11 protein-coding genes are annotated in these 11,605 nt (G+C 54.1%); 9 read left to right on the top strand and 2 right to left on the bottom strand.

What is annotated here, in order from left to right:
• The first annotated feature begins 27 nt into the window (after nt 1-27).
• A complete protein-coding gene (locus DESAC_RS09175; RefSeq protein ID WP_013706787.1) occupies nt 28-426 on the top strand; it encodes a response regulator in 399 nt (132 codons plus the stop codon).
• Nucleotides 427-430: 4 nt separating this feature from the next.
• Here DESAC_RS09175 and DESAC_RS09170 read toward each other — a convergent pair whose 3' ends face one another.
• Entirely contained in the window at nt 431-1,915 is a 1,485-nt protein-coding gene (locus DESAC_RS09170; RefSeq protein WP_013706786.1) for a glycosyltransferase family 39 protein, read from the bottom strand.
• 160 nt (nt 1,916-2,075) lie between these two features.
• Here DESAC_RS09170 and DESAC_RS09165 point away from each other — a divergent pair, with 160 nt between their 5' ends.
• Nucleotides 2,076-3,011 carry a S66 peptidase family protein gene (locus DESAC_RS09165; protein ID WP_013706785.1) on the top strand — a complete coding sequence of 312 codons (936 nt, stop codon included), beginning with the start codon at nt 2,076-2,078 and terminating at the stop codon, nt 3,009-3,011.
• A 228-nt stretch (nt 3,012-3,239) separates the two neighbouring features.
• Here the strand turns inward: DESAC_RS09165 and DESAC_RS09160 are convergent, their stop codons facing one another.
• On the bottom strand, nt 3,240-3,671 hold the full coding sequence (locus tag DESAC_RS09160) for a PaaI family thioesterase (RefSeq protein WP_013706784.1): 432 nt from the start codon (nt 3,669-3,671) through the stop codon (nt 3,240-3,242).
• Nucleotides 3,672-4,283: 612 nt separating this feature from the next.
• Between DESAC_RS09160 and DESAC_RS09155 the strand changes: the two genes are divergently transcribed.
• The 7 genes from DESAC_RS09155 to DESAC_RS09125 all read left to right on the top strand — a co-directional run bounded on the left by DESAC_RS09155 (nt 4,284) and on the right by DESAC_RS09125 (nt 11,601).
• Nucleotides 4,284-4,628, top strand: a complete 345-nt coding sequence (locus tag DESAC_RS09155) for a helix-turn-helix domain-containing protein (protein ID WP_013706783.1) — start codon at nt 4,284-4,286, stop codon at nt 4,626-4,628.
• Nucleotides 4,629-4,952: 324 nt separating this feature from the next.
• Nucleotides 4,953-5,720 (top strand): ATP-binding protein, encoded by a 768-nt coding sequence (locus tag DESAC_RS09150; RefSeq protein WP_013706782.1) that lies wholly within the window; start codon nt 4,953-4,955, stop codon nt 5,718-5,720.
• A gap of 466 nt (nt 5,721-6,186) precedes the next feature.
• Complete coding sequence (gene trpE / locus DESAC_RS09145; RefSeq protein ID WP_013706781.1) at nt 6,187-7,662, top strand: anthranilate synthase component I; 1,476 nt, start codon at nt 6,187-6,189, stop codon at nt 7,660-7,662.
• A gap of 100 nt (nt 7,663-7,762) precedes the next feature.
• The gene (locus DESAC_RS09140) at nt 7,763-8,356 is read left to right on the top strand and encodes an anthranilate synthase component II (protein ID WP_041283898.1); all 594 of its coding nucleotides are present in this window, start codon (nt 7,763-7,765) and stop codon (nt 8,354-8,356) included.
• A gap of 88 nt (nt 8,357-8,444) precedes the next feature.
• Nucleotides 8,445-8,744: a 4Fe-4S dicluster domain-containing protein gene (locus DESAC_RS09135; RefSeq protein ID WP_013706779.1), complete on the top strand. Its 300-nt coding sequence runs from the start codon at nt 8,445-8,447 to the stop codon at nt 8,742-8,744.
• Nucleotides 8,745-8,761: 17 nt separating this feature from the next.
• Nucleotides 8,762-9,910, top strand: a complete 1,149-nt coding sequence (locus tag DESAC_RS09130; protein WP_013706778.1) for a 2-oxoacid:acceptor oxidoreductase subunit alpha — start codon at nt 8,762-8,764, stop codon at nt 9,908-9,910.
• Between the two features lie 50 nt (nt 9,911-9,960).
• Nucleotides 9,961-11,601, top strand: coding sequence for a DNA methyltransferase (locus DESAC_RS09125; RefSeq protein WP_013706777.1), 1,641 nt, complete (start codon nt 9,961-9,963; stop codon nt 11,599-11,601).
• Nucleotides 11,602-11,605: the final 4 nt, after the last annotated feature.

The following is an 11,605-nucleotide window of genomic DNA, read 5'->3' as shown; positions in this document are numbered from 1 at the left end:
AAAACCGGTGCGCCCAGGTATTGCTAGATGCACGAGAATGACCCAACCTTCCCGAAAAAGTTGAAAGTCATCCTGCTGGTGGAAGATGACGAACATTTTCTGTCCTTGGAACAAGAACTCTTAGAGCACCTCGGTTTCCGGGTCTTAGGAGCTGCCCGGGGCGACCAGGCCCTCGATATATTCCGACAGCGGACCCAGGAGATTGATCTGGTAATCATGGATTTTTATCTGCCCCAGAAAGACGGTTATCAGCTCCTGCATGAGTTGCGCACTATTGCACCTCAGGTAAAAGTTATCGTTGCTTCGGGTTTTTTCGGTCAGGAAGAACTGAATAAATTTCAACAGGCCAGGGTTGCGGGGGTGATTCATAAGCCCTTTCGGGCCAAACAGCTACAAGAGGAGATCCTCCGGGTACTGGGAGAATGACGGATTAAAAACTGGCCGCGGTCATGGCCTGGGCAGGTACATAGCAGAAAAGGGCTGCCCCGGGTAGGCGCTGCTCGAATTGTCTGGACCAATCCTCACCCAAAAGATTGCGGCTAAACCGCTCTATATCTTCTTCTGTCTCAAAATGAGAAAAGATCAGCCAGACCCGCTCAATCTGCCGGAGTTGCAAGGGCGGCAGGGGTAGACAATTTTCATGGCAGGACGCACCCCAGACGATCTGCTCCTGAGGGCCTTGATAGTAAAATTTAAAGGGGTGAATAGCAAAGTAGTAGACATAGATCAGATCAGCCGGGCGCCGGTGGGTTTGCACATACCGCACCAAAGGCTCGATCTCTTCCCGGTTTGCCCGGGGGTGCAGATTTTCCCGCCAGAGCATTACCGGCTGGACCCAGATAAGCACTACTGCCGCCAATATCAGACCCGCTATCTTCCACCGCCGCCATCCCCAGGCAACCACCGCCATGATCCCGGCCGCAACCACCAGGTACAACATCGGGGCGCTGAACATCATCAGACGCACCCCGCCAGCCCCTCCCATGAATGGATATCGCTGGGCCCAGGCGGCTGCCAGGGCAAACAGCAGGGGTCCGAAAAAATACCAGATAATTCGCGGTCTAGAACTCTTCAACCAATAAATCAGGCCCGCCAACAGGAAAACCAAGGCAATCGGCGCCCCCCAGGTACCAAAGAAGTACCGCCCATACCGGCTCCAGGCCCCACCCAACCACCACAGAAAGTCTCCAATGGAAGTTAAGACGGGAAAATCAGCCTGCCAGTAAATGAGCAATTCCGGATCTACCTGTCCCCGGAAGAAAAACCAATAATATCCGGCGAAAATCAAAGCTAGGCCGCCGCAGGCCCGGTATATTTCTCTTCTAGAATCGGGCAGTTCCCACCACAATACCACCGCCGCCACCGGCAGGAGGAAGACCAACGGATGAGAAAACCCCAGACCCAAGGCCATCAGCACCGTCAAGAGCAGCCAGCCGCCCCGCCCTTGCCGACGCAGTTGCCTTTCCACCAGATAAAAGACCAGCACCGCAAAGAAGAGGTCGGCGCTATATTGCTTCAACTCCTTGGAGAAATAAACCCAGCGGCGGGAGACGGCGGCCAGACCCAGGGCAATCAAGGCACCTCCAGGGGGCAGCACCCTCCCGGCCAAACGCCAAAACAGCAGCAGGGCGCCGATGCCCAACAGACAAGAGGTAAGGCGCAAGGCGGCCTCACTCCGCCCGAGAAGGCGTCCTACTTCCCACACGGTCAACAGGTAAAGCGGCGGTGTCGATTTCCCCGCCACCAACACCTCGGGTGCAGTCGGCTGCGTTGCCGCCAAGGCCACCCAGGCCTCGTCTGTCCATAGATCTCGATCGCCCAGGCCATAGAGTCGGAAAAAGACACCTATCCCGAGAATCAAAAGAAGTATGACCCAAAAAAATGTATGGTGGCCTGCCCGGCCCGCAGCCCTCATAAATTACCCGTGTAATTATTTCAGATTAAGCTATAATACCGGAAGATGATTGAATTCACAAGCTAATAAGCCCCGCCCCTTCTCCCCCCTGCAAGAAAGGGTCAGGAGAGGAAAAGAGATTTTATCAGAACAACTATCAAGACCGCAAAAGTCGGAGCCAATGACCCTGCATACCTCCCCAGAATCGCCGAACCGGCTTCCAATCATCTGGCCGGCACCTCTGAAACCCGGAGACCTGCTGGCCGTAGTCGCACCTGCCAGTCCGGTTGATCCAGACCTCTTCACGACCGGCGCCGCCTGGCTGAAGAAGTGGGGCTTTCGTCTGAGCTACGGCCCCGAAATCTTTGCCCCCCGCCCTTTCCGAATAGAAGCCGACCTCGAAGTCTGGCGATTCCTGACACAAGCGTTAGCCAACCCCGAGGTACGGGGCATCATCTGCGCCCGCGGCGGCTACGGCGCCCTCAGGCTCCTGGAACACCTGGACTACGGGCTGCTGCGCGCCAATCCCAAATGGATTATCGGATTCAGCGACATCACCAACTTATTGTGCACCATGCATCAACAAGGGGGGATCATCACCTTCCACGGCCCCACAGTAGCCCAGTTGAGCGAATTAACCGAGCCGGCGCGGGAACAGTTTTATCGCCTGCTCACCGGGGATCAAATCGAGGTGGTCTGCTTCCGGGATCTGACCGTTCTCTGGCCCGGTGCCGCCCGAGGACCATTAATCGGCGGCAACCTCACCACCATCTGCCACCTCCTGGGGACGCCCTTTGCCCCGGATCTCTCGGAGAGTATCCTGTTCCTGGAAGATCATCATGAGGCTCCTTACCGGATAGATCGCATGCTCCAGCATCTACGGCTCTCTGGCAGTCTGAGCAGAGTCAGGTCAATGGTTTTGGGCAGTTTCACGCAATGCGGGGACATTCAACAGCTCTGGGATATTTTTACTGCAGTAGGGGCAGCTCTGGGTATTCCAATCCTGGCCGGCCTGCCGGCAGGCCACCAGCCGGATAACTTCCTGCTGCCTATCGGCGCTGTGGCCCAGGTTGACTCGGCGTCCGCGATGGTCCGCCTTGCCATAGGGTCGAGCTGAGGTGTGGTAACCAGGTCACGCGGGTAAGAGGCTGCAACAACCCTGGACTTGACTGATCATGGCCGGAATACTAGAAGTTGTCATGTTTAAAAATCACCACGAAGCATAAAAACAAAAACGTGGCGACTGCACACAATAATGCCTGTTCTGCCCACCGCCACTGTTTTTATACAAGCGGCGGTCGCTGCCATCAACGCTTAAAAATCCGATCCCGGCGGTTTCCTAGACTCAACGTGGTTTCAGATGGATATACGTGAAAAGACCTTTAGCTGCCAGCCTGTCTTTCTCCCATACCTCCACTTCCCCCAGCGAGAGCGTCCCACCCCGCTTGGCGATGCGGGCAATGGCTTCAACCGGCCCCTGGCGCACCGGCGCCAGAAAATTGACCTTTAACTCCACGGTGCTGATTAACTCCTCCTCCGGAACTAGAGACCAGAGGGCATAGGCTACCGCCTCGTCTGCCAGGGCGGCGATCATGCCTCCCTGTAGCAGACCGATGGAGTTGGCCAGCCCGGGCTTGAAGGGCATGACAAACCGGGCGTAGCCCAGACCCAGTTCGGGGACCTCAATTCCCATAGAGATGATAAATGGATTGTTGGTAATCCGTGCCCGAACCGCAGCTTCTTGTTCGGGAGTTAGGGGTTGGTATACTTCCGGCATGTAATACACCTTCCTTGTTTTTGTAAGGCTTGGGGTGGGTACTGGAACGTCCCCCGTAGTTTGGCGAGCTGACCCGCTCATACTTACCTATACCTTTAACTATGTTTGGCCGCAAGAAATCTTTTGCAAAGGGCGGGAAAAGGGGCTTCATAGTCCGCTGTGGTTCTGATGGGTTTGACGGTTAGCACGATGACCTCGCATTTAATAGTGGCAGTATCAACCCGGTTGGATGTGATAGCATTATCTCGCCTTTTCTGATGACCGATTCCATCGGGGTCGGACGTTCATGTCCATGGGCGCCTCGCTGGGAAAGACGACCAAGACTTGATAAATAAATAAAATAACGGTATATTCTCTTTACGATCTGGAATGTCAGATTAAGCGCCCAGGCTCGCCGGAACATCATTAAAATTCCCCTGGGAGTTAGAGAAACCTTTCAGATTTTATTGGCGGATTTGGAATATACCGGCCCGATAAAAAGCAATTGGCCACATTTCGGGAAGATTTCAGGATGGAATAACTGCTACCACTGCCACTTACAAAAAGGTCGACCGACCTATGTGGCGGTTTGGCGGGTGGTTAGTCAATCCGAAAAATTGGTAGAGGTGATGTATGTTGGAACCCACGAGAAAGCCCGGTACGACCGATTATGTAGAGATTAAGTTTCGCATTCCCTCAGGAAAAGTAGACGAAATAATAAAAGTGGTGGCTCAACATGGGGGACAGGAGTCATCAGGTCCGATTCCCTGGCGGGAGGTTTTTCCCGATTTTAATCCCGGTGTTGCCTTGCGGGGTGGTCGGAAAAAAGAAGGGTTGACCCAAAAAGATCTGGCTCGTTTGATCGGGGTTAGCAAGAATCGGATTTCCGACATTGAGCACGGCAAGCTCCCCATAGGCAAGGAGATGGCCAAACGCCTGGGAGGTATCCTTAAAGTGGATTATCGGGTGTTTTTATGAGTAGAGGCAAGATGAAAGAATTGATATCACCTCAAGTTTCCTGAGTTATTGTGCTTGACTCAGAAGGCTCAATCACCGTAAACCCCGGAGCCGTCAATAACGTTCTCTTTGCCCCTGCTGCTCCCCTATTAATCCAAGCTACCGAAGTTACTAGCTAAGTAAATCCTTTCCTGGCTAGCAGTCCAGCTAGCGGCCCGCCGGTATTATTCCTTTGGCAGCACCGCCCGACCTTGAAAATCCAATGCAGCATGGTTAAGGTACAATGAGGTTAAAACCAAACATCACAAACCGATTGAAATAAGAGCAGTATAAGGGGATGGATTTATGAAAATTGCCGTAAGTGGCAAGGGCGGCGTCGGCAAGACGACGCTGGCGGCCTTGTTAATCAAATACTTCCGTGATCAGGGTAAAAAAGTTCTGGCCATCGACGCCGACCCGGACGCCAATCTGGCCGTGGCCTTAGGCGTGCCGCATCCGGAGGAGATCACACCTATCTCCGAAATGAAACAATTAGTGGCAGAGCGCACGGAATCAACACCCGGCAAGATGGGCGGTTTCTTTAAATTGAACCCCAAAGTGGACGATATTCCCGATACATTTTCCACCACTATCGACGGCGTCAAACTCATGGTGTTGGGCGGCGTTAAAAAGGGCGGCAGCGGTTGCATCTGTCCGGAGAGCGTACTCCTCCGCACCCTGGTGACCCATCTGGTCCTGTTCCGCAATGAAGTGGTGGTCATGGATATGGAGGCGGGCATCGAACATCTGGGCCGTGGTACCGCCCGGAGCGTCGATAAACTCATCGTGGTGGTCGAGCCGGGCCGCCGCAGCATCGAAACCGCCCAGCACGTTCTGCATCTGGCCAAAGATATCGGCATCGAACGGATAGTTCTGGTGGGCAATAAAGTAAGAAGCCAACAGGACCGGGAATTTTTGGAGACCAACCTTTCATCTTTAAAATTCTTGGGTTTCATGCCTTTCGACGAAAAGGTGATCGAAGCCGACCTGAAAGGTCAGGCACCCTATGATCTTAGCCCTGCAACTATGGCGGCGGCGAAAGAAATCGGTGATAATCTGACAAAAATCCAATAATCCTGGAGCCCGGAAATTCTGTTGACAGCGGCAGTATTTTTGGATAATAAAAGTTATATGGTAGCAGAAAAACAGCAATGGTGCTGGTGGCGCTTTTCTTCCTCGTGAGGTAACGCCGCCGCTCTTGGAACACAAACAACCGAATAGAAAGAGCCGCGAGCCTCGCGAGGAGGCCGCGGCTTTGGTATTATTACAAAGGCCGCGCCCGAAGAGTCGGATGCGGCTTTTTCTTTGGCCTTGACCTTTGCGCAGGCTAGAAAGCCAGTGCTACCAGAAAACCATTTTCATAGCCTGTGGGTGCTTTCAAGAGAATGACCATTACTATATTATTTCAACCGGAAACCATATAAGTGCACATGTTCTCAAGAACACAACGAAGCATAAAAACAGTCGACTTCCAGCGGATTGCCAGGAGTCATCACCTCTTACCCCTTACCTATAACCTGTTTTTATATAAGGATAGCACATGGTAACTCCTGACTTTGATGACTTTGCTGCCCTGACCCAACAGGGCAATGTCGTTCCTATATACCAGGAAATTCTCGGCGACCTGGAAACCCCCGTTTCGGCCTACAAGAAACTGCGGCCGAATTCCATGTCGTTTCTGCTTGAAAGCGTCGAAGGGGGTGAAAAATGGGGGCGCTACAGCTTCCTGGGTCTACACCCCTCCTTGATCCTAAAGGTTCGAGGAAACGCGGTTACGGTTCAGAATAATCGGGGAATGGAACAGTACGAGACAGTAGCCGACCCTTTTGCAATCATCCGGCAGGTGCTCAGCCGCTACCGGGCAGTGGTTATCCCTGATCTGCCCCGTTTCTACGGCGGCCTCGTTGGCTACCTGAGCTATGACATGGTGCGCTACATTGAGCGGCTGCCAAGTCTGGCAGAAGATGGCGGCATCCCTGAAGCCGTTCTGATGCTCACCGACCACCTGCTGATCTTCGACAACGTGCGGCACACCATCAAGGTCGTAGCCCTGGTGCATATCAACCCGGATGCCTCCCTGGAGTCCCTCTATCGGCAAGGGGTGGCTGGCATCGAGGGGATTATTGCCGAACTGCGGGCCCCTCATCATTTTACTGAGGCCAGGCCAACTGCGGCAGAGGTGCAGTTAGTCTCGAACATGAAACGGGAGCGGTTCGAAGAGATCGTGGTACGAGCCAAGGAGTATATCGCCGCCGGGGACGCCATTCAGATTGTCCTGTCGCAATGCTTCCAGACCCCGTTGCGCCATGATCCCTTTGATCTCTACCGAGCCCTGCGCTGTATCAATCCATCCCCATACATGTTCTATCTCGACCTGGAAGACTTGAAATTGGTAGGTGCTTCGCCGGAAATCCTGGTACGCCTGGAGGGAGACAGGATAGAACTGCGACCTATTGCCGGCACCCGGCGGCGGGGCGAGACCCCGGAACAGGATAAGGCCTTGGAGGCTGAACTGCTGGCCGACCCCAAAGAACGAGCCGAACACATTATGTTGGTGGATTTAGGCCGCAATGACGTCGGCCGGGTGGCCAGAATCGGCAGCGTCAAGGTCACTGAACTTTTCGGGGTGGAGCGCTATTCGCATGTCATGCATATCGTTTCCCATGTCGAAGGAAGTCTGGCCGAAGGCAAGGATGCCCTGGAGGTGCTCAGGGCTTCATTCCCGGCCGGTACCGTCTCCGGGGCACCTAAGGTCCGGGCCATGGAAATCATCGAGGAATTGGAACCCACCCGCCGCGGCCCTTACGCCGGGGCGGTAGGATATCTCGGGTTCAGCGGCAATATGGATTTCTGTATCACTATCCGGAGCTTGACGGTTCATCAGGAACAGGTTTATCTTCAGGTGGGGGCAGGCATTGTGGCGGATTCCAATCCCGCCAGTGAGTATCAGGAGACGGTGAACAAGGCCCAGGCCATGGTGCGGGCCTTGGAGTTGGCAGCTAAAGGATTGTTATAAGAGTTGGCAGGGTGCCCCGGCTCAGCGGCGCACGCTGGCGTCGCCAAGCCGGAGTTTGCCCACCAGAGGCGAGGTAAGAACTGTGAGTGACTCACAACTAATGGTGGTCATTGATAATTATGATTCCTTCACGTATAATCTGGTACAGTATCTGGGGATGTTGGGTGCCCGGCTGACAGTCTTTCGCAATGACAAGATTGACCTCGTTGGCCTGGAAGAGTTGCATCCCACTCATCTGATTATCTCACCCGGACCCTGCTCCCCCAAGGAGGCGGGGATTTCCGTGGCGGCCATTAGGCATTTTGCCGGGCGGATTCCCATTCTGGGGGTCTGTCTGGGGCATCAGAGCATCGGAGAGGCCTTCGGCGGCCGGATTATCCGCTCCCCGCGCCTGATGCACGGCAAAACCTCTTTAATCTATCATGACGGCCAGGACATTTTCCAGGGCATTCCGTCCCCTTTTGAAGCCACCCGCTACCATTCGCTGATTGTCGAACGGGAGACCTTTCCTCAATGCCTGGAGGTCTCGGCGCAGACTGCGGTAGGAGAGATCATGGGACTGCGACATAAGACGCATGCCATCTTTGGCGTCCAGTTTCATCCCGAATCCATCCTGACTGCCGAGGGCATGAATATCCTGCGAAATTTTATCAAGCGGCAGCGGGGTGCAAGACAGGAAAAAGGAACAAGGTAAGGGAAATAAGGAGTGAAAAATTCTCGGCGAACTACAGTAGGTTCATTGTCTCCCCGTGACTGGACGAGCCAAGGAGTTATTTAAAGAAATGGCGGCCAATTCTCTGCCTACGGCGATAACCGCACCTCCCGGTGAGGAAGCTACAGAGAAAAAACGCAAGTATTTTGATATTGACATCTACCGCGATTGGTGCAAAAGCTGTGGCATCTGTGCGGCGCTCTGTCCCAAGCACTGCTTTACCCGGGATGATACCGGCGGACCCCTAGTTGTTGATCCGGATAGCTGTATCGGCTGCGGTTGGTGTGAAATACACTGCCCGGATTTTGCCATTAGCGTTCACCCGCGCCCAACCATAACACCCACTTCGGACAACTCAGAGGCGGATTAAGATAACCGGAGTCAACTGTGACCGAATCCGGCGGACAAGCCAAAAAACCCGTACTTTTGCAGGGCAATGAGGCCATGGTCGAGGGGGCCCTAGCCGCCGGTTGCCGATTTTTCGCCGGCTACCCGATCACCCCGGCCACCGAGATCAGTGAGGTGATGTCCATCCGGCTGCCAGCGGTAGGGGGAACCTTTATCCAGATGGAGGATGAGATTGCCAGTATGGGGGCGGTGATCGGCGCCTCCCTGGCCGGGGCCAAGGCCATGACTGCTACCAGCGGACCGGGTTTTTCGCTCATGCAGGAGAATATCGGATTTGCCTGTGCTGCCGAAGTCCCCTGCGTGGTGGTGAACGTTATGCGCGGCGGACCCAGTACCGGCCTGCCCACCAATGTCAGCCAGGAAGACGTCATGCAAGCCCGCTGGGGGGCGCATGGCGATCATCCTATTATTGTCCTGGCGGTCTCCGGCGTCCAGGATTGTTTCGATCTGACCGTCAAGGCCTTCAATGTATCCGAGGCCTACCGGACACCGGTGGTCATCCTTTCCGATGAGGTAGTCTCCCATACCCGGGAAAAATTCATCATTCCGGAAGCCTCAACAGTGCAGGTGATCAACCGGGAAAAACCCGAAATGCCCCCGGAATGGTATATTCCTTACGAGGACACCCGCCACGGCGTGCCGCCCATGGGAATCTTCGGAGACGGTTATCGTTACCATGTCACCGGCCTGATCCACGACGTCCGTGGCTTCCCGACCCAGCGCCCCGAGGAAATTCTGGCCTGGCGCCGTCGTCTCTTTCGGAAAATCTATCAACATCTTCCTGAGATCCAGTTCGCAAAGACCGATCTGACCGACAACACCCGGATTCTGGTAGTGGCCTACGGCTCAGTGGCACGGTCCGCCCGGCGGGCCGTGCGGGAAGCCCGGCAGTTGGGTGTGCCGGCCGGGCTGTTGCATCTTCAAACCCTCTGGCCCTTTCCCGAACGTCTCCTGGAACCCTACCTGGTCAATGTGCGGGCCGTGTTGGTCCCGGAGTTGAACCTGGGACAGATTTATCAGGAAGTCCTCCGGGTGAATCAGGGTGAAACCAGGATCGTGCCCTTAAACCGGATCGACGGCAATCTGATTACCCCGGAGGAAATCGTTCAACAGTTGGTGAAACTGTAGTATTACAGGAATAGGTTTTCATACAACCTTTAGGAATGAACGAGACGGCTATGAACGCATGGCAGAATCAGCTTTACTTCGGGGATAATTTGAATATCCTAAGAGAATACCTCCCTTCGGAGAGCGTCGACCTGATCTACCTCGACCCGCCCTTCAACTCCAAGGCCACCTATAACGTCCTGTTCGCCGAAAAGAGCGGCGACGCCTCCGTGGCCCAGATTACTGCCTTTGATGACACCTGGCACTGGGGTCGGGAGGCAGAGGAGGCCTTCCACGATCTCATCACCACAGGACCAGTAAAGCTATCCCACCTGATTGCCGCCTTCCGCAGTTTCCTGGGCCAGAACGATATGATGGCCTATATCGTCATGATGGCCATCCGGTTGGTGGAGCTGCACCGGGTTTTAAAACCGACGGGAAGCATATATTTACACTGCGACCCGACAGCGAGTCATTATATCAAATTGCTTTTAGATAGTATTTTCGAAGTTAAAAATTTTCGCAATGAGATTATTTGGAAAAGGTCTCAGCCGAAAGCCCATGCCGTTACACGATTCTCCCGATCCCACGATACGATATTTTTCTATGCAAAATCGGAAAAAACAAAATTTGCTCAGCAATACTCTAGATATAAAGAGGATTATGTTAAGAAATTTTACAGACATATTGAGCCTGAGACGGGAAGAATATTTCAGTTAGGAGACCTGACAAATCCTAACAGGAATCGGCCGAATCTAACTTATGAATTCCCGCCAGGAAGCGGTATCACTAGAGTTTGGCGTTGGACACAAGAGAAGATGATGAAGGCCTGGAAAGACGGGATGATTGTCATACCTGAACAAGGTGGTGTTCCACGGCTGAAGAGATATTTTAATGAATTGAAGGGAACATTATTAACTGATATATGGGTCGATATAGAGCATCTCCATGGTTCAAACAAAGAATGGTTAAAATATCCTACTCAGAAACCCGAAGCACTTTTGTACCGCATCATTAAGACCAGCAGCAACGAAGGGGATGTCGTCCTGGACCCCTTCTGTGGCTGCGGTACCGCCACAGTCGTGGCCGAGCGCTTGAAACGGCGCTGGATCGGCATCGACATCACCCACCTGGCCATCACCCTGATCAAAAAGCGCCTGCGGGACACCTTCGGCGAGAGCCTGAGCGACTTCCGGGTGATCGGCGCCCCCACCGATTGGACCAGCGCCGCCGCCCTGGCAGAACATAACCGGCATCAATTCGAGTGGTGGGCCCTGTCCCTGGTGGACGCCCGGCCAGCCCAGGATAAACGCAAGGGGCCGGACACCGGCGTCGACGGCTATATCTATTTTTTCGATGACAATACTGAGAAACCTAAGAAGATCGTAGTGCAGGTGAAGAGCGGGGCGGTCAGCGTTGCCCAGGTGCGGGACCTGAAAGGCGTGCTGGAACGGGAAAAGGCGGCCTTAGGAGCCTTCCTGACCTTGAAGGAGCCTTCCCGCCAGATGCTGGCCGAAGCTGCCGCCGCCGGTTATTATGAACCCGAACAGCTCAACGGTCTGAAATTCCCCCGCCTCCAGGTTCTCACCATCGCCGATCTGCTGGCTGGCAAACAGTTGGAACACCCGAAATTCGGCGCCGCTACCTTTAAATCAGCCCCGAAGCAGCGCAAAGGTCCGGTCCCGGAAGATACCCAAAAGAATCTGTTGTAAATTT

The sequence above is a fragment of the Desulfobacca acetoxidans DSM 11109 genome (assembly GCF_000195295.1).
Taxonomy (GTDB): domain Bacteria; phylum Desulfobacterota; class Desulfobaccia; order Desulfobaccales; family Desulfobaccaceae; genus Desulfobacca; species Desulfobacca acetoxidans.
This window is presented reverse-complemented; position numbering and strand designations above follow the sequence as displayed.

What these genes read in the sequence shown, in the direction of transcription:
- DESAC_RS09175 (WP_013706787.1), top strand. Translation starts at nt 28, where the DNA reads ATGCACGAGAATGACCCAACCTTCCCGAAAAAGTTGAAAGTCATCCTG.
- DESAC_RS09170 (WP_013706786.1), bottom strand. Translation starts at nt 1,915, where the DNA reads ATGAGGGCTGCGGGCCGGGCAGGCCACCATACATTTTTTTGGGTCATA.
- DESAC_RS09165 (WP_013706785.1), top strand. Translation starts at nt 2,076, where the DNA reads ATGACCCTGCATACCTCCCCAGAATCGCCGAACCGGCTTCCAATCATC.
- DESAC_RS09160 (WP_013706784.1), bottom strand. Translation starts at nt 3,671, where the DNA reads ATGCCGGAAGTATACCAACCCCTAACTCCCGAACAAGAAGCTGCGGTT.
- DESAC_RS09155 (WP_013706783.1), top strand. Translation starts at nt 4,284, where the DNA reads ATGTTGGAACCCACGAGAAAGCCCGGTACGACCGATTATGTAGAGATT.
- DESAC_RS09150 (WP_013706782.1), top strand. Translation starts at nt 4,953, where the DNA reads ATGAAAATTGCCGTAAGTGGCAAGGGCGGCGTCGGCAAGACGACGCTG.
- trpE (WP_013706781.1), top strand. Translation starts at nt 6,187, where the DNA reads ATGGTAACTCCTGACTTTGATGACTTTGCTGCCCTGACCCAACAGGGC.
- DESAC_RS09140 (WP_041283898.1), top strand. Translation starts at nt 7,763, where the DNA reads ATGGTGGTCATTGATAATTATGATTCCTTCACGTATAATCTGGTACAG.
- DESAC_RS09135 (WP_013706779.1), top strand. Translation starts at nt 8,445, where the DNA reads ATGGCGGCCAATTCTCTGCCTACGGCGATAACCGCACCTCCCGGTGAG.
- DESAC_RS09125 (WP_013706777.1), top strand. Translation starts at nt 9,961, where the DNA reads ATGAACGCATGGCAGAATCAGCTTTACTTCGGGGATAATTTGAATATC.